Source organism: Arthrobacter sp. MA-N2, assembly GCF_000517125.1.
In the GTDB taxonomy this organism is placed as follows: Bacteria; Actinomycetota; Actinomycetes; order Actinomycetales; family Micrococcaceae; genus Arthrobacter; species Arthrobacter methylotrophus.
Map to the genome: position 1 here is coordinate 2,321,607 of NZ_KI912155.1, position 18,161 is coordinate 2,339,767.

Annotated in this window: 14 protein-coding genes; 4 read left to right on the plus strand and 10 right to left on the minus strand. The window is 64.5% G+C overall.

The window, feature by feature from the left end; all coding sequences use genetic code 11:
* Nucleotides 1–7: 7 nt before the first annotated feature.
* Together mfd and A3M3_RS0111540 are read left to right on the plus strand one after the other, a co-directional pair.
* Entirely contained in the window at nt 8–3,730 is a 3,723-nt protein-coding gene (gene mfd / locus A3M3_RS0111535) for a transcription-repair coupling factor (protein WP_035741665.1), read from the plus strand.
* 4 nt (nt 3,731–3,734) lie between these two features.
* The gene (locus A3M3_RS0111540; RefSeq protein WP_028266459.1) at nt 3,735–4,547 is read left to right on the plus strand and encodes a metal-dependent hydrolase; all 813 of its coding nucleotides are present in this window, start codon (nt 3,735–3,737) and stop codon (nt 4,545–4,547) included.
* A gap of 66 nt (nt 4,548–4,613) precedes the next feature.
* Here the strand turns inward: A3M3_RS0111540 and A3M3_RS0111545 are convergent, their stop codons facing one another.
* From A3M3_RS0111545 to nirB, 6 genes are all read right to left on the minus strand, one after another.
* Entirely contained in the window at nt 4,614–4,841 is a 228-nt protein-coding gene (locus tag A3M3_RS0111545) for a hypothetical protein (protein WP_028266460.1), read from the minus strand.
* A gap of 69 nt (nt 4,842–4,910) precedes the next feature.
* Entirely contained in the window at nt 4,911–5,615 is a 705-nt protein-coding gene (gene deoC, locus A3M3_RS0111550; RefSeq protein ID WP_028266461.1) for a deoxyribose-phosphate aldolase, read from the minus strand.
* 136 nt (nt 5,616–5,751) lie between these two features.
* Nucleotides 5,752–6,654, minus strand: coding sequence for an FAD-dependent oxidoreductase (locus A3M3_RS24805; RefSeq protein WP_051423129.1), 903 nt, complete (start codon nt 6,652–6,654; stop codon nt 5,752–5,754).
* 178 nt (nt 6,655–6,832) lie between these two features.
* Complete coding sequence (locus A3M3_RS0111560) at nt 6,833–7,984, minus strand: uroporphyrinogen-III synthase (protein WP_442853117.1); 1,152 nt, start codon at nt 7,982–7,984, stop codon at nt 6,833–6,835.
* A 19-nt stretch (nt 7,985–8,003) separates the two neighbouring features.
* Nucleotides 8,004–9,038, minus strand: a complete 1,035-nt coding sequence (gene cobA, locus A3M3_RS0111565) for a uroporphyrinogen-III C-methyltransferase (protein ID WP_028266463.1) — start codon at nt 9,036–9,038, stop codon at nt 8,004–8,006.
* Between the two features lie 12 nt (nt 9,039–9,050).
* Nucleotides 9,051–11,666, minus strand: coding sequence for a nitrite reductase large subunit NirB (gene nirB / locus A3M3_RS0111570; protein WP_028266464.1), 2,616 nt, complete (start codon nt 11,664–11,666; stop codon nt 9,051–9,053).
* A gap of 281 nt (nt 11,667–11,947) precedes the next feature.
* Here nirB and nirD point away from each other — a divergent pair, with 281 nt between their 5' ends.
* Entirely contained in the window at nt 11,948–12,319 is a 372-nt protein-coding gene (nirD, locus tag A3M3_RS0111575; protein ID WP_028266465.1) for a nitrite reductase small subunit NirD, read from the plus strand.
* Here nirD and A3M3_RS0111580 read toward each other — a convergent pair.
* The 4 genes from A3M3_RS0111580 to A3M3_RS0111595 all read right to left on the minus strand — a co-directional run bounded on the left by A3M3_RS0111580 (nt 12,316) and on the right by A3M3_RS0111595 (nt 16,583).
* Nucleotides 12,316–14,082 carry a phospho-sugar mutase gene (locus tag A3M3_RS0111580; protein ID WP_028266466.1) on the minus strand — a complete coding sequence of 589 codons (1,767 nt, stop codon included), beginning with the start codon at nt 14,080–14,082 and terminating at the stop codon, nt 12,316–12,318. The genes nirD and A3M3_RS0111580 overlap by 4 nt on opposite strands.
* A gap of 142 nt (nt 14,083–14,224) precedes the next feature.
* Complete coding sequence (locus tag A3M3_RS0111585) at nt 14,225–14,959, minus strand: YcnI family copper-binding membrane protein (RefSeq protein ID WP_028266467.1); 735 nt, start codon at nt 14,957–14,959, stop codon at nt 14,225–14,227.
* Nucleotides 14,960–15,070: 111 nt separating this feature from the next.
* Nucleotides 15,071–15,679 carry a hypothetical protein gene (locus A3M3_RS0111590; RefSeq protein ID WP_028266468.1) on the minus strand — a complete coding sequence of 203 codons (609 nt, stop codon included), beginning with the start codon at nt 15,677–15,679 and terminating at the stop codon, nt 15,071–15,073.
* A gap of 103 nt (nt 15,680–15,782) precedes the next feature.
* Nucleotides 15,783–16,583: a purine-nucleoside phosphorylase gene (locus tag A3M3_RS0111595; protein ID WP_197023211.1), complete on the minus strand. Its 801-nt coding sequence runs from the start codon at nt 16,581–16,583 to the stop codon at nt 15,783–15,785.
* 144 nt (nt 16,584–16,727) lie between these two features.
* Here A3M3_RS0111595 and A3M3_RS0111600 point away from each other — a divergent pair, with 144 nt between their 5' ends.
* Nucleotides 16,728–18,143, plus strand: a complete 1,416-nt coding sequence (locus A3M3_RS0111600; RefSeq protein WP_028266470.1) for an NAD(P)H-quinone dehydrogenase — start codon at nt 16,728–16,730, stop codon at nt 18,141–18,143.
* Nucleotides 18,144–18,161: the final 18 nt, after the last annotated feature.

Consider the following 18,161-nt stretch of genomic DNA (forward strand, 5'->3'; position numbering starts at 1 on the left):
GCCATCCATGAGCCCCAAAGGCCAGCCGTCCGCGGTTAACTCCGGAATCAGCCACGTCGACACTGCCGCGTCCCTTGACGGATTGCGGCGTGCCTTAGGCGAGGACCGGACCTTCGCCCGGGTCAGGCCCGAGGCAACACGCACGTTCGATGAACGCAGCAGCGACTACCAGATCAGCGCCCCTGCGGGCTTGAGGGCGGCGTTGCTGGCGGAAATGGCCGACGGGCTTGCCGCGCAAGCCGACACCGGTGCAGTGGTATTGGCCGTCACGGCCACGGGACGCGAGGCCGAGGACCTGACGGCGGCCCTGGCGGCATATCTATCTGCGGACTCGGTGGCGACCTTCCCCAGTTGGGAAACACTGCCGCACGAACGACTCTCGCCGCGCTCGGACACGGTGGGGCGCCGGCTCTCGGTCCTTCGCCGCTTGGCCCATCCGGAGAGCTCGACGGCGGGTGCCCTGCGGGTGGTCGTGGCGCCGGTTCGCGCTGTGGTCCAGCCCGTGGTGGCGGGCTTGGGGGAATTGGTCCCGGTGACGTTGACGGTAGGGCAGGAAATGCCCTTCAGCGACGTGGTGCGCCGCCTTGCCGACGCCGCCTACTCGCGCGTGGACATGGTTACCCACCGGGGTGAGTTCGCCGTCAGGGGCGGTATTCTGGACGTTTTCCCGCCCACCGAAGACCACCCGATCAGGGTGGAATTCTTCGGGGACGAGGTGGACCAGATGCGTTGGTTTGCGGTGGCCGACCAGCGTTCGCTCTCCGGTCCGTCGGTGCACCATCCCACCGAGCTGCACGCCCCGCCATGCCGGGAAATCCTCATTACACCGTCGGTCATGTCCCGGGCGGCGAAGCTTAAAGCGGAGCTGCCCGCCGCTGCAGACATGCTGGAAAAGATCGCGGGAGGCATCGCCGTCGAAGGCATGGAGTCCCTGGCTCCTGTGCTGGTGGACGCCATGGTGCCTTTCGTGGATCAGTTGCCTGCCGGTTCGATTGGCGTCGTCATCGAACCGGAGAAGGTCCGCACCCGCGCGCACGACCTCGCGGCAACCAACGAGGAGTTCCTGGAGGCGGCCTGGTCCACCGCGTCCGACGGCGGGGCCGCACCATTGGATTTGGATACGGTTTTGGGCTCCCAAACCACAGCGGCCCTGCATGCCGCCAGCTTCCAATCCTTGACGGACACCCGAAGTGCCGCGTTGGCCCACGGGGTTTCCTGGTGGTCCATCACGTCATTGGCGACAGACGAAGAACTGGTCCTCGACATCGACGTCTTGAACCTGCATGCCCGCGAACCGCGCGGGTATCAGGGCGACGTCGCGGAGATGCTCGAATTCATCGGATCCCACGTACGGGACCAATGGCGCATTGTGGTGGCAACGGACGGGCCGGGGCCGGCCCAACGCCTCGCCGAGTTGTTCCATGATGCTGAGATTCCCTGTTCCCGCGTCGAATCGCTGGACCACCAGCCGCAGGCCGGGATCATCGAAGTGACCACGGCCGCCGTCGGACGCGGGTTTGTCCTGGACGGCCTCAAGCTGGGGCTGCTCACGGAAGCGGACCTCCTGGGCCGCACATCGGCCGGGTCCACGAAGGACATGCGGCGGATGCCGTCCAAACGACGCAACGCCGTCGACCCCCTCCAACTGCACGCCGGTGACTTCGTGGTGCACGAACAACACGGGATCGGGAAGTTCGTGGAGCTGATCCAGCGCAAGGTGGCCGGCTCTTCTGCTGGTCCCTCCGGGGGCGACGCCGGTCTTCGCGAGTACCTCGTGCTCGAGTACGCGGCGTCCAAACGCGGCGCCCCCGGCGACCGGCTTTTCGTGCCGACGGACCAGCTGGACCAGGTGACCCGCTACGTCGGGGGCGACACGCCGTCGTTGAGCAAAATGGGCGGGGCGGACTGGGCGAGCACCAAATCCAAGGCCCGCAAGGCCGTCAAGGAAATCGCGGGCGAGCTCATTCGGCTGTATTCGGCACGCATGGCATCGCGCGGACATGCCTTCGCGCCGGACACGCCGTGGCAGCGGGAGCTCGAGGAAGCTTTCCCGTATGTGGAAACGCCGGACCAGCTCACCACCATCAACGAGGTCAAGGCCGACATGGAGCGCGAGATCCCCATGGACCGGCTGGTCTCCGGCGACGTCGGTTACGGGAAGACCGAAATCGCGGTCCGGGCTGCGTTCAAGGCGGTACAGGACGGCAAACAGGTTGCAGTGCTGGTTCCCACCACGCTGCTTGCCCAACAACACTATGAAACGTTCACTGAGCGCTTCTCCGGTTTTCCATTGCGCGTCAAGCCTTTGTCCCGGTTCCAGGGCGCGAAGGAAGCCAAGGAGACCATGGAGGGAGTCAAGAACGGTTCCGTGGACGTGGTCATTGGCACGCACCGCCTGCTGTCCAAGGACTTCGAGTTCAAGGATCTTGGGCTGGTGATCGTCGATGAGGAGCAGCGCTTCGGTGTGGAGCACAAAGAAGCGCTCAAGAAGATGCGCACCAACGTGGACGTCCTCGCCATGAGCGCGACGCCCATCCCGCGCACCTTGGAAATGTCCCTCACCGGTATCCGCGAAACGTCCACGCTGGCTACACCGCCGGAAGAGCGGCACCCGGTGCTGACGTATGTCGGGCCGTTCACCAACAAGCAGACCTCGGCCGCGATCCGGCGTGAACTCATGCGCGAAGGCCAGGTGTTCTTCGTCCACAACCGCGTGTCCTCGATCGAGCGAATCGCCGCCCAAATCCGCGAACTTGTCCCCGAAGCCCGCGTTGAAGTGGCCCACGGGCAAATGTCCGAGAGCCGCTTGGAAAAAATCATCGTGGACTTCTGGGAAAAGCGTTTTGACGTCCTGGTCTGCACCACCATCATCGAAACAGGCCTGGATATTTCAAACGCCAACACCCTGATTGTGGACGGCGCTGACAAATACGGACTCTCCCAACTCCACCAGCTGCGTGGACGCGTGGGCCGTGGCCGCGAACGCGCCTACGCCTACTTCCTGTATCCCTCCGAGAAACCCTTGGGCGAAGTGGCGCTCGAACGGCTCAAAGCCGTCGCGGCCCATAACGAGCTCGGAGCAGGCATGCAGTTGGCCCTGAAGGACCTTGAAATCCGCGGCGCCGGCAACCTGCTGGGCGGGGAACAGTCCGGGCACATCCAAGGCGTCGGCTTCGATCTGTACATCCGGCTGGTGGGTGAAGCTGTGGCCGAATACCGTGGCGAGGCCGAAGAGAAGGCCGCTGACATGAAAATCGAGCTGCCCGTCAATGCCCACTTGCCACACGACTACGTGCCCGGTGAACGGCTGCGGCTTGAGGCCTACCGGAAGCTGGCTGCGGCCATCACCAACGAGGCCATCGACGAGGTGTTGGCCGAGCTTGTGGACCGCTACGGTGAGCCGCCGCTGCCCGCGAAGAACCTAATCGCCGTCGCCCGCTTCCGGGTGGGAGCGCGCGAAGCCGGGCTGTCCGACGTCGCGCTCCAGGGCAACTTCATCCGTTTCTCGCCCGCGCAGCTGCCTGAGTCCAAGGTCATGCGGCTGAACCGCATGTTCCCCGGCTCGCAGGTCAAGCCAGCCCTCGACGCCGTGCTGATCCCCAAGCCGAAAACGGCAAGGATCGGTGGCCGCGACCTGCAGGACGCCGAGATCCTGGAGTGGGCCAACACCGTGATCGAGGCTGTTTTTGCGGCTTCGCCGGTTTCGCCCGCTTCGCAGACCGCAGGCTGAACCGATGATGGGAGGACACCACGCCGCGTCCGGGGCCGCGGCGTGGGTGGCTATTGCATCAACCGGCCCGTACGCCTTGGGATGGTATCCCTTGGACGCCACCGGAATCCTCATCGGAGCGATGACGACGGCGGGAACTGCTTTGGTGTGCGATTGGGACCACCGTTCGAGCACCATTGCCCACTCGCTGCCGCCGCTGTCCAACGTGATCGCAGTCGGGATCGAGAAGGCCAGCGGAGGGCACCGGCAGGGCACCCACTCATTGTTGGGCGCCTCGGCCTTCGTGGTACTCGCGGCCATGGCTGCCCAATTCCAGCTGGATACTCCCGTGGGCCGTTTGTCAGTGGGCGCCGGGCTGTTGTGCATGTTCATGATCAACCTGGCCGCCAAGGCCCTCAAGCTGTTCCCGAATACCGGGTGGATCGTGAATTGGGTTTTTGCCCTTGCGATGGCAGGGCTGGTGACGTGGTTCGCCCCGCATCAGTGGAGCTGGCTGCCCTTGGCCATGCTGACCGGCGTCGCTGTCCACATTGTGGGTGACATGATCACCACCGGGGGAGTGCCGCTGCTGTGGCCCATCGTCATCAAGCCGCCGAAGTTCTGGCGCAAGCTGCCCCTGGTCAGCGGGATCTGGCGGGCCAATGGCGCATTCTCCATCCCCTTGCTCGGTAAGGCCGGCTCGCGGCGGGAATGGCTCGTCCTCATACCGGTGGGCGGCTATGCCATGGTTGGACTCGGGCTAGCGGCCTGGGCGCTGATCAGGAACAACTGGCCGGCGGTCTTCTCCGCGGTGGGTAGCCTCATTCAGGGTCGTTAGGGCAGCCGTCCTTAAACAGCTGTGGCCCCGGACCAGAGTCCGGGGCCACAGCTGTTGAGCCAAGTCTTAGCTTTCGCCGATCGAGTTGGAGCGGCCGAGGATGGTCTGCGGGATCCAGAAGGCAAGGCCAACAAGCCCCAGGCAGATGGCCATCGGCCACGTGTTTTCGAGCGTCAGGAAGGACAGCGAATAGATGCCGCCGAGGAAGAGGACCATGATGATCACGAAGATCAAAATGCTTTGGCCCAAGGGATTTTCTCTTTCGACAGGCTTGCTGACATCGTTCTGGGACATGTTTCCTCCTCGGCCCCGGGGGGGCTCAAAAACTATGGCGGCTGCCGGGCCGGTCAGTACTGGGTAAATTCAGTACGCGGATGAACCTTGTTCACCCTTGACGATGGCAATTCCGGAGCTCGCACCGATACGTGTTGCACCAGCAGCAATCATAGCCTGTGCGTCGGCCAAGGAACGCACTCCACCGGAGGCTTTGACTCCCAGGTCAGGGCCAACTGTCTTGCGCATGAGGGCTACGTCTTCAACCGTGGCGCCCCCACCATTGAACCCGGTTGACGTCTTGACGAAGTCTGCTCCCGCCTCTACGGATGCCGCGCAAGCCAAGATTTTCTGCTCGTCATTCAAAAGGGAGGTCTCGATGATGACCTTCAGGATCGCTCCGCCGGCGTGGACCGCTTCCGCGACCGTCGTGATGTCATCCACCAGCGCGCCTTTGTCTCCGGCGCGCGCTGCGGCGATGTTGATCACCATGTCTATTTCATCTGCACCGTCCAGTACGGCCCCCCGGGCTTCAAATGCCTTGACGTCGCTGGGTGTTGCACCCAGAGGGAAGCCAACCACCGAGCACGTGAGCACCCCGGAACCCTTGAGGGCCTTCGTGACGGTCTTGACCCACAGCGGATTGACGCACACCGACTTGAACTTGTACTCGACCGCTTCCGCGCAGATCTGGCGCACTTCGGCCTCGCTGGCCTCTGGCTTGAGAAGAGTGTGGTCGATGTAGGAAGCGATGCTTGCGCTGTTGTCCAGTGCGGTGGAGGCTTCGTTGCTCATGGAGGTCCTTCCGTGGCGGGCCCGGTGGCTTCGCGCCGCAAGGGTCGCGGCTCGTCAAATGACCATCTTGCCACACTGCCCCGCCGCCGTGGAGGCTCCCCCGAAGAGGGTGGGGCGGCCTCGCCGCAGGACCTGCTCAGGCGGCTGCGATGGTGGACTGCGCCGGTTGTGCCGGCCGAGCGATGCGGTGCCTCGCGTCTTCCTCAAGGCGGGCGGCGCAGTGTGCCGCTGCGGCGTCGGAGGACAAGACGAGGCCCGGTCGCAGGCCGTCCCGGGAGGCGGCGTCGCCGATCGCCCAGATGCCTGCCACGGAGGTGGCGAAGTCGCGTCCAACCCGGATGCCGCCGTCGGAAGCTGTTTGCAGGCCGGCGGTTTCTGCGAGCCCGTTGCGGGGGAGGCGTTCCTCGGCCAGCACCACCAGATCGCCGTTCATGCTGCTGCCATCCTCGAACACGATGCCGGTAGCTGGCAGTGCCGAACCTGCGGCCGAGGGTATGACAGCGGCGGGACGAACGGTGGTGCGGATGGGGCGCACACCTCGGGCACGGAGTACGGCTTCGGCCTGGCCGGCTGCCGGGCCTGTGCCTACCAAAATTCCCAGGGGTCGACGGCCCAGGACGCGGGCGATGTCCGTGACCGCGGTCCCGATCTGCTCGGCGTCGTCGATCGTGGAGTAACTCAGGCTGCGGGAAGCTCCCTGGACCGGCGGAGACACCGGCGCGGAACCAGTGGCAATCACCAGCTGGTCGTAGGGGAACTCCAAGCCTTCGCTGGTGGTGACCGTACGGGCCTGGGCATCGATGAAGCTTGCAGCCTGGCCGAAACGGACGGAGACCTCGGGGAGGGCAGCCAGCTCCAGGAGCGTTTCGGGGCACTCGTCCCGGTTGCTCAGGACGGTGATGGTCCCGTTGAATGCTGCGGCTCCCGGCTGCCGTGACGTTTCGCCGGTCTCCGCCAGCCGTCGGACGAGGGCCTGGGCCGCGGGCCCGGCTCCAGCGATGACGAGGTGGATGGTGTCGGCGGACGGGGTGGTGGACATGGGGGGTCCCTTCGCTGAACTGAACTGAGCCGTGGTGGATGTGCCTGTGCCCAGCGTAGGCGCGGGGTTTTTCGGTGGTGTTTCGCCCTTGTTGCCGTTTCGCGGCCTCCCGTTCCCTGATGGTTACCGGCCGGTAATGAGGTGCATCACATCAGGGAGTGGCTGCGCGTCGAAGGAGCTAGACGTGGAGCCGGTAACCCCGTTTGACCACGGTTTCCACGAGCTTTCCGTCCGGCAGCGAGGACCGCAATCGGCTCACCGTCATGTCCAAGGCGTGGACGGATCCACGCAATTCCAGCAGCTCGGAAAGGGCCTCGCGCGAGAGCACTGCGCCGCCGGCTCCCAGAAGGGCGCGCAGCAGGAGCAACGGAGCCGGGGCCAGTTCCACCGCCGAGCCGTTGATCCTCAGGCAGCGGCCGCGCAGCTCGATGGTTCCCGAAGGAGTGTCGAGCCTTCGCACGTGGTTCAGCGCCAGGTGCTCCGTGACGAGCCGAATGAGCGCACCCATGCGGTAGCGGTCCGGGATGAGGGGGCTCAGTCCGGCGTCGATCAGCGGTTGTGCCGTGACGGGCCCGACGGCGGCAACGGTCACCTGGGTTTTGAGGGCCTCGATCAACGGGCGGTACAGGCCCATTTCGTGGGCCGTACTCCACATGGCATCCACCGCCGGCGCGCTCGTAAAGGTGAGCACATCCAAGTCTCCACTGCAGGCGGCTTCGATCAGGCGCGGCAGTTTATCTTCGCCGTCGGGCTTCACCCAGCGGTACGGGGTGACCGTGAGGACGGTGGCGCCGGACATCCGGAGCCGCTCAAGCTGTCGGACATCGGTGTAGCCGTGCAATTGCACGGCAACCGTCTTCCCCCGGACGCCTTCTTGGAGGAGCATGTCCACCAGTGTGGCGGTGGTTTCGTCGCTGCTGATCCCGACGTCGGCAAGGCCGGCCGCGCGGACGGCGCCGCGGGCTTTTGGCCCGCGCACGAACATTCGGCAAGCGGCCAGGACGTCGAGAAGTTGCTCGCCGATGCCGAAGGAGTCGGCGGCCTCGCACCAGCGCCGCATGCCGTAGGCGGTAGTGGCGATGCAGATATCCGGCTTGGCCGAGATGATCTTCTTCGTGTCCTCGATAAGGGTGAGGTCTTCCTGGACCGGCGCGATCTTCAACGCAGGAGCGTGCAACACGGAGGCGCCGCGCCGTTCCAGGGCTTCGATCAGGTCACGCGAACGCCTGTGTGAAGTCACTCCGATGCGGAAACCGTCCAATGGAGCATCGTCGTTGGGTCCAGGCGTGGCCAGCGGCGAGGCCGAATCGACGGAGTCAAGGGCATTCAGAGTAGTCATGTGCGCACTTTCAGGCTTCAAGGAGGGAAGCTGCGAGGAGGTCCAGGTCTGCGGTGGCTTCGGCATGGTTACGGTTGGTTTCGGCGACCCGGACCACTTCGCCAATAACAAGGACAGCCGGGTTGGCGCAGCCTGCGGCTGCCGTTTCGATGGTGCCGAGCTCGGCGATGGTGGTGCGTTGCCCGGGGCGGTAGCCGCGTTCGACAACGGCCATGGGCATGGCGGGGTCCATCCCGGCGCGGCGGAGTCCCGCGGCCAGCTGGGGGAGTGTGCCGATGCCCATGAGGACCACGATGGTGCCACCGAGCCCGGCCAGATGCGTATGTTCCTTTTCCGTCAGCGGTGCGTGGCCCGAGACCACCGTGAACAGGTGGCTGACCTCGCGGTGGGTGACCGGGATCCCTGCGGCGGCGGGGACGGAGATGGCGCTCGTGACTCCGGAGATGACCCGGACGGGCACGCCGGCTTGGACGCAAGCGGTGACTTCTTCGCCGCCACGGCCGAACACATAGGGGTCACCGCCTTTGAGCCGGACCACATTCTTGCCGGTCAGGGCGGCGTCGACCATGAGTTTTTCGATGTCGCATTGGGCTACTTTGTGGTGCCCTGGGCGCTTGCCGACATCCACCAGTTCCGCGGACGTCAGTTGCGCCAGCTCCGCGTAGGGGGCGAGCCGGTCGTAGAAGACGACGTCGGCGTCCCGCAGCGCGTTGACCGCGCCTATGGTCAGCAGATCGAGGGTGCCGGGACCGCCGCCGACGAGGGTGACCTGGCCTGACTCGCCTGCAGGCGGTTCGCTCGCGACGGGGATCCCCGCTTCCCGGCAGCGTTCGAGCAGCGGTTCCCAGCCAGGCTGGCCGTCGTCAACGGCCGCAACCAGGAAAGGGCGTTCGGGCAGGGTGCCGTCAGTGTCGGTGCCGTTGGGGGTGCTCAGCCGATGCACGACGGCGCCGGCGGCTTGGTAGCGCCGGACGGCTTGCCGCGCGGCATGAGTAGAACCGGTGACCAGAATGTCGCGGCCCGTGAGGTCGATGGTGAGCTGCATGGCTTTTGCTCCTTAGCCCTGGCTGCGGACGGGAATTGTGCTGGCGATGAGGACTCCGCCTTTTTCTTTGTTGGTGGCGGGTCGGATTTGGCCGCGTTCGGGGACGAAGGCGATGGCTTCGTCTTTTTGTTCGGGGGCGTTGACGAAGGAGCGGAAGCGGCGGAGGCGTTCGGGGTCTTTGAGGGTTTGGGCCCATTCGTCCTGGTACGTGTCGATGTGCCGGGCCATGGCGGTTTCGAGGTCGTTGGCGATGCCGAGTGAGTCGTGGATGATGACTTGGCGTATGTGTTGGAGGCCGCCGTCGAGTTCTTCTTGCCAGTGGGCGGTGCGTTGGAGGCGGTCGGCGGTGCGGATGTAGTACATGAGGTAGCGGTCGATGTATTTGATGAGGGTTTCGTCGTTCAAGCCGCCGGCGAGGAGTTGCGCGTGGGCGGGGTTTGCTCCGCCGTTGCCGCCGACGTAGAGGTTCCAGCCTTCCGAAGTGGCGATGATGCCGACGTCTTTGCCGCGGGCTTCGGCGCATTCGCGGGCGCAGCCGGAGACGCCCATTTTGAATTTGTGGGGGCTGCGTAGTCCGCGGTATCGCAGTTCGAGGTTGATGGCCATGGCGACGGAGTCTTGGACGCCGTAGCGGCACCAGGTGGAGCCGACGCAGGATTTCACGGTGCGCAGGCTTTTGCCGTAGGCCTGGCCGGATTCGAAGCCGGCGTCGACGAGTTCTTTCCAGATGTCGGGGAGTTGTTCGAGGCGGGCGCCGAACATGTCGATGCGTTGGCCGCCGGTGATTTTTGTGTAGAGGCGGTATTTCTGGGCGACGGCGGCGATGATGCCCAGGCCGTGGGGGGTGATTTCGCCGCCGGGGATGCGGGGGACTACGGAGTAGGTGCCGTCTTTTTGCATGTTGGCCAGGGCGCGGTCGTTGGTGTCTTGCAGGGTGCCGCGGCCGGCGTCGAGCACGTACGCGGAGTGTTGGGAGGCGAGGATGGAGGCGATGGTGGGTTTGCAGATGTCGCAGCCGGCGCCGGTGCCGTATTTGGCCAGGATGTCTTCGAAGGAGTCCAGTTCCAGGACGCGGATGGCGTCGAAGAGTTCTTGGCGGGAGAGGTTGAAGTGTTCGCAGAGGGCTTTGGAGATTTCGATGCCGGATTTGTTCAGTTCGGTTTCGAGGAGTTTTTTGAGCATGGGCACGCAGGAGCCGCATTGGGTGCCGGCGCGGGTGCAGGTTTTGAGTTCGCCCAGTTCCTGGACGGGGGTGTTGCCGTCGCAGGCGCCGCAGGCGTTGATGGCCTCGCGGATGGTCCCGGCGGGGATGTTGTTGCAGGAGCACAGGATCGCGTCGTCGGGCAGTTCGGTGTCGGGGGCGTCCGTGTTTCCTGCGGCGGTGAGGTAGGCGCCGGGTTCGGCGGGGAGTTCGCGGCCGAGCAGGGGGCGCAGGCTCATGTAGGGGGTGGCGTCGCCGACGAAGATCCCGCCGAGGAGGGTTTTGGCGTCGTCGGTGGTGACGATTTTCTGGTAGACGCCGCGGGCGGGGTCGGCGTAGACGATTTCCAGGGCGTGTTTGGTGGTGGCGAAGGCGTCGCCGAAGCTGGCGACGTCCACGCCGGAGAGTTTGAGTTTGGTGGCGGTGTCGAAACCGGGGAAGGTCGCGTGTCCGCCGTGCAGGCGGTCGGCGACGATCTCGGCCATCGTGTTCGCCGGCGCCACGAGCCCCAGGCACATCCCGCCGAAGTTCGCGACTTCACCAATGGCGAAGATACCGGGGACTTCGGTCTCGCAACTATCGGAAATGACAACACCGCCGCGCTGGCCGAGCGTGAAGACCTGCTCCTCGCCTTCCGCGGCACGGAAGAGTTCATCGCGCGGCCTCACTCCGATCGCGACGATCACGATGTCGGCGTCGATGATCCGGCCGTCGGCCATGAGGACACCGGTGACCTGGCCGTCGTCGTCGGACAAGACTTCGGAGGGGAACACGCCGCCGTGGATTTCGAAGCCCTTGTCTTTGATGAGGCGGCCCAGTGCTTGACCGGCGCCTTCGTCGAGCTGCGTGGCCATCAGCCATGATGCGCCGTCGATGACGATGGGGTTGGCGCCCAACCGTTCCGTGCCTGCGGCCGATTCGAGGCCGAGGAGACCGCCGCCGATGGTGACGGTCTTGACCTTGCGGCCCAGTTTCTCCGTGAGCTGCGTGATGGCCTCATTAATGGCCCACACGTCGTCGAGCGTGCGGTAGACATGCGTGTGCTCGGCGCCCGGGATGGGCAGGCGGGCGGCAGTCGAACCCGTCGCGACCACGAGGGCGTCGTATTCGTAGCTGTTGCCGGCCGCGGTTTTCACGGACTTGGCTGCGGCGTTGATCTTCACCACCCGCTCGCCCGTGCGCAGGTCCAGGGCGTCGTGCTCCCACATGGACATGTCCCCCAGGGTGAGGTCGTAATCCACCTCGATGAGGGCCTTGCTCAGCGTGACCCGGTCATAGGGAAGATGCGCTTCTTCGGTGAGGACCGTGACGTGCCAGCCCTCAAGACCGCGCGTGTGCATGGCATCGGCAAAACGGTGGGCCGCAGGGCCTCCGCCTGCAACAACAACACGGCGCAGGTCATCTGAAGGGGAAGAATATCCGGTCACGGGCGGCCTTTCGCATGTGCCGCGGAACCGTCATCCGCAACTTGTCACTTCAGACTAAAGACGGGCAGTTTCCCTTCAGTTTCCCTTTTGTTTCGTGGTCTTAACTTCTGGATCACGATTGGATGTCGTTCCGTGTGAGGTCTCTTTTACGCACCGGACACATTGACTGCATTCCGGTGAAACACTCCCGGCATACCTTGAAGGTGTGGCTGCTTGGCGGCAGTCGCCTAAAAGGCAAGGACATCATTCGTGCGCCGAAGGCAAGAGCGAGAGGGGCTGACATGACCGTCATTCTGGAGCGTGAAGAACAACTGACGAACGCGCCGATGGCGTCCGGCTGGCATCGCGTGTGCCCGCTGGACGAACTTGAGCCGGCATGGGGCGAGGCAGCCTTGATAGATGGCGTCCAGGTGGCGATCTTCCGGGTCGACTCCGAGAAGGTTTACGCAGTTGCGCAGCAGGATCCTGCAACCTTGGCCAACGTCATGGCCCGCGGTATCACTGGTTCCCGGGGCAGCCGTCCCACCATCGCCTCGCCGCTTCACAAAGAGGTCTACGACCTCGAAACCGGTGAGTGCTATTCAAACCCCGCGCTTTGGCTGCGCGCTTTCAAGACCCGCACGGTTGATGGCTTCATCGAAGTCGAAGTCTAGAGTCCCAGTGCCTCGCGGACATCGGCCAGTATGTGGTCCAAAGTGCTCCGGGCAGCCTGCCGGGTTTCGGCGAGTTCCGCCGCTGAACCGACCGACTTGATGACCTCCAGGTAGCACTTGAGCTTCGGCTCGGTGCCGCTGGGACGGATGATGACGCGGCTCAGGTCCTTGGTCAGGTAGAGGAGGCCGTCCGTGGGCGGCAGGTGTTCACTTCCCTCGGCCAGATCCACGAAGGTCTCGATGGTTGAACCGCCGAAGGATTCCGGCGGATCCGCACGGAGCCGGTTCATCATCGCATCCAACAGGCCAAGATCCGCCACCCGGATACTGAGCTGGTCACTTGCATGCAGCCCGTGCACCAGGTAGATCTCATCCAGGGTGTCGAAGATCGTCTTTCCGTCAGCTTTGGCCGTCGCCGCCAATTCGGCGACAAGCAGGGAGGCGGAAATGCCGTCCTTGTCCCTCACTAGCTCGGGTGCCACGCAGTACCCCAGGGCTTCCTCGTATCCATAGACGAGTCCCGGAACGCGCGAGATCCACTTGAATCCGGTCAGTGTTTCCTCGTGGGCGAACCCAGCTGCCGCCGCGATGCGGGAGAGCAATCGGGACGAGACGATCGAATTGGCAAAGACGCCCTTCTTTGCGACGAGGCCTGGAGTCCCGTCGCTTTGCCGGCCCCCGGCGGCGAGGCGGGCCACCACATGGGCGCCAAGCAAAGCGCCCACTTCGTCTCCCCGCAACATCCGCCAAGCACCCGTGTCCGGGTCCTTTGCCGCGACAGCCGCGCGATCGGCGTCGGGGTCGTTGGCCAAAACAATGTCTGCATCCAGACGTCCCGCCGCCGCCAAGGCCAGATCCAGGGCGCCAGGTTCTTCCGGGTTGGGGAAACTGACCGTGGGAAAGTCCGGATCCGGCTCCGCTTGCTCTTCCACCAGCGTGACGTCCCTGAAGCCTGCTGCGTTAAGAACAGCTACCGCAGTTTCACCGCCCACCCCGTGCATGGGGGTAAGAACGATCTTTAGCTCACGTGCGGGGAAGGCCGCGGAGTCGGCCAATCCGGCCATTGCAGCCTCGTACTCGTCCGTGATGGAGCCGGACAGCACGGTCCAGCCGGATTCAGCCAGAGCAATGGAGTCCAAGGAGCCAACAGCTTCGATGCTTGCGGCAATCTGCGTGTCGTAGGGCGCCACGATCTGGGACCCGCGGCCGCTTTCCGCGACGGCCCGTCCGCCTAGGTAGACCTTGTATCCGTTGTCCTGCGGCGGGTTGTGGCTCGCGGTGACCATGACTCCGCCGTCGCAATCAAGGGTGCGGACCGCGTAGGCCAGTAGGGGGGTAGGAAGTGCGGAAGGCATCAGGAACGTGTCGATTCCTGCTGCGGTAAAGATCGCGGCAGACTCCGCCGCGAAGACATCCGAGTTGTGCCTCGCGTCATATCCGACGACGGCGCGCGGCCGCGTCCCGGGGGAAGTTGCCGCCACGGCGTCCTTGAGGAATGCGGCGAGACCTGCGGCCGCCCGCCGCACCACCACGCGGTTCATCCTGTTGGGGCCAGGGCCGAGGGCGGCACGAAGTCCTGCGGTACCGAACTGAAGCGTCCCGTTGAAGCTGTCTTCGAGCTGTTGGCGGGCTGCGGCGACGCCAGTAGAGGCGAGTCCGGCCAGCTCGGACAATGCTGCCGCAGTGACCGGGTCGGGGTCCTGGGCGGCCCACTTGCCGGCGTCGGATATCAGCTTTTCTAGTTCGGCATCGCTTGATGTCATAGGGATAAAGCTATCGTCAAAGGAGGTGGATGCCGAGGCGTAACGCTGTGTCAGCTGTCACAGTCCGGCCACCCCACCCAACTGACTCGCACTTGTTGTCGTTATGAGGCGTCAAAACGACAACAAGTGCGAGTTACTTGGGCTAGCTGGCCTGTGCGCGGCGGGTTCGCAGCAATGCGGTGACGCCCGCAGCCAGGCCTATGAGCCCCGCCGCAAGGCCAAACCAGCCAGCGGTGGATCCTGCATCGTTGGAAGAAGTCGACGCCGCCGTTGCCGGGACAGGTGTCACGGAAGGAGAGGACGTAGGCTCAGCCGATGCCGCCGAATCACTGGCCGTGGTCACGAACGAGGGAGCCGGGTGTTCCGGCTCGGGCTGACCATCGACGGTCTTCTGGTCCCACTTCACCACGGAGCCGTCCGTATATGTTTGGGTGGCCGGCAGCGTAATGGTGGTGCCGGCGTCGGGCAGGACACCCACGGAGAGCGAGAACGCCTGGTACTCATTTTCCCCGAGCTGATGCGCCGCGTCTGCGGTCCACACCACCGACGTGACCGCCTTGGTCACCGTGGCTCCTGCGACTGTAACGGGCTTGGGAAGAGTGGTCGTCACAAGTTCGGCTTTCCAACCCTCGACCGGTTTCACTGATACCGAATTGAACGGGAAGTCCGTGGGAAGTGACACTTCGAGCTTGTTGGTTTTGGCCGTGGGTGACTCATTGGGGACGTTGAAGGTCAGGTGGGTGTAGCCTCCGGCTGCCGGGTCGTCCGGAGCCACATTGACATGTGCGGAGGCGGCGGAGACGCCGAAAGCGAGCATTCCGACGGCCAACATGGCGGCGGAGGCGGTTTTGAGCGTACGGCGGTGGGTGGTCTTCATGGCAATGGTGCCTTTCACAAAGGAAGAATCGGTGCGGACCCCTGGCGGACATGATCCGGCAGGCGAGAGTAGCAATCTGCCGCCGGGTCCTCATCCTTGTGAAGGTGGGTCTCAGGCGGCGCGCACCAGTGCTGGTGGGCCTCGCCGGGAGGGAAAGCGACTGGAGTCCCAGCCTGCGGGAGTAATCGCAGAGGCCATGTACGGTCCGGGGGTTCTCGTCGCTTCGATAGATCCAGGAACCGGCAGCTGCACAAGGGGGCACAGCCATGCCGCCAGCGCCCACAGCGCCTGTTCGCCGCGGGCGAGCACCAATGCGGTACCCAACGTGGCCACCGCATGGGCGGCGAACATTTGCCAGTCGTCTCCGGCGGTGTGAGCCGAGGCGACGGCCCCCAGAGCTTCTGGTGCCTGCGTCCAAAGAACATGTCCAGCATGCCCGGACGCCAGGGTTGCCGCGCTGGAAGCTCCGGGCGAAAGCGCGCAAAAAGCCCAGTGCAGGCAGAGTTGCCCGGCCCCCAGCAGCCCAGCGAAGACGGGCAGCGAAAGGCGGGCACGCGTCAGCACGGCGACCGGGAGGATCGTCAGGGCACAGAGCGCCATCAGAATGACTGGTGCCGGAAGGCTTCCGCCTCCCGCCAAGTGTCCACCGGCAGCCAAGCCGAGGATGATTGAAGCGATCAGGCCAGTGCGCAAGAACCGGAAAGGCGCGGATGTCTTCATCGGCAGTCCTTTCCGGTTGCTGAGCCAAGACGGAGAATCACTCAAATTGTACGGCCACGGGATGCAAGATTTCGCAGCGCTTTCCGCCTCCTGGCCTTTCGGATCAGAGTTTGGCGATGATGTCCGCCAGAAGACGGGAAATTCGTGCACTCGCAGTTTGCCCCGCCTCGATGACTTCCTGGTGGCTCAGGGGAGCCGGGCTGATGCCGGCCGCGAGGTTGGTGACCAAGGAGATGCCGAAGACTTCCATTCCTGCGTGCCGTGCGGCTATGGCCTCCAGAGCGGTGGACATGCCCACCAGATCGGCGCCGATCCGCTTGGCGTACTGGACCTCGGCCGGAGTTTCGTAGTGCGGGCCGGTGAACTGGGCGTAGACGCCTTCGTCGAGCGTGGGATCCACCTCACGTGCCAGGCCGCGGATACGCGCCGAGTACAGGTCCGTGAGGTCGACGAACGTAGCGCCCTCAAGGGGCGAAGCTGCGGTCAAGTTGATGTGGTCCCTGATCAGCACGGGAGTACCGGGGGTCCAGGATTCGTTCAGGCCCCCGCAGCCGTTGGTTACCACCAAGGTCTTACAGCCTGCTGCCGCCGCGGTGCGAACCCCATGAACCACCGAGCGGACGCCTTTGCCTTCGTAGTAGTGGGTGCGCGCACCCAGGACGAGGGCCCGCTTTCCCTCCTTCGTCAGGACCGAGCGGATGGTGCCAACGTGCCCCTCGACGGCAGGAGCGTGGAAGCCGGGAACTTCCGACGCCGTCAGGGTCGCCGTCGTTTCGCCAATAAGATCCGCAGCCGCGCCCCAGCCTGAGCCGAGCACGAGCGCTACGTCGTGGGATTCGACGCCGGTCTCCGCCGCGATGTAGTCGGCCGCGGCTTTGGCGGCTTCGAAGGGCTCAGTTTTCATCAGCTCTGTGTTACTCACTGGTACAAACTACAGTGTTGCCCGCTCCGTTGAACAGGCGCTTGGGCGGTGCCAAGGTGCCGATTCGGTGGTTCTCAGGTGGGGCTTAGTGGCAGGTACGGCGCCAATAAGTAACAATGGAAAATTGTGACCATGCATCCTGACTTCAGCTCACCACGAATCGCAATCCTGGGCGGAGGTCCAGGCGGATATGAAGCGGCCATGGTCGCGGCGCATTTGGGAGCGCGGGTCACCCTCATCGAACGCGCCGGCCTCGGCGGCTCCGCCGTCCTCACCGACGTCGTACCTTCCAAAACCTTGATCGCGACGGCGGATCTCATGACCCGCGTTGGCGAGGCGGGGGAGCTGGGAGTCAAGTTCGCCGTCGACGGCAGCGATGTGGCGCCCGGCATGCGTGCCGATCTGGGTCACATCAACGACCGTGTCCTGCACCTCGCACGGGAGCAGTCCGACGACATCCGGGTAGGCCTGGAGCAGCTCGGAGTGGAGATCCTGATGGGATCCGGAAAGCTCCTGGACAACCACACGATCGAGGTCATCACCTCCGACGGCATCAAGACCATTACTGCTGACGCCATCCTCCTGGCCGTTGGTGCACACCCCCGCGAACTGCCCACAGCCAAGCCCGACGGTGAACGCATCCTGAACTGGGCACAGATCTACAACCTCGATGAACTTCCCAAGGACCTGATCGTTGTGGGTTCCGGGGTCACCGGGGCCGAGTTTGCCTCCGCCTACAACGGCCTTGGCTCCAATGTCACCCTCATTTCGAGCCGCGACCAGGTGCTGCCGGGTTCGGACACGGACGCGGCCCAAGTCCTTGAAGGCGTCTTCAAGCGCCGCGGCGTGCGCGTTCTGTCCCGCTCGCGGGCCGAAGCCGTGGAGCGCACCGATGCTGGAGTGCAGGTCACCTTGGGGGACGGTTCGGTCGTGACCGGCAGCCACTGTCTCGTGTGCGTGGGGTCAATCCCCAACACCGCCGGAATCGGCTTGGAAGAGGCAGGCGTGGCTGTCACGGAGTCCGGCCACATCAAGGTTGACGGCGTTTCCCGCACCACGGCATCGAACATTTACGCCGCGGGCGACTGCACGGGAATCCTGGCCCTCGCTTCTGTCGCAGCGATGCAAGGCCGCATTGCCGTGGCCCACTTCATGGGCGACGGAGTGATGCCCATCAAGCTCCACCAAGTGGCCTCGAACGTCTTCACGTCACCGGAAATCGCCTCCGTGGGCGTCTCCGAAGCGGACCTTGAATCAGGCAAGTATCAAGGTGACGTGGTCATGCTGTCCTTGCTGAGCAACGCCCGCGCCAAGATGCGCAACACCAAAGAGGGATTCGTCAAGATCATCGCGCGCAAGGGCTCGGGAACGGTGATCGGCGGCGTGGTCATTGGCCCCAACGCCTCCGAACTCATCTTCCCGATCGCCGTTGCGGTGAAGCAGAAACTACACGTCGACGATCTAGCAAGCACATTTACCGTGTACCCCTCGCTGACCGGGTCCATCTCGGAAGCGGCGCGCCGGTTGCACGTGCATATGTAGCAGCAGCGGTTCGAACCG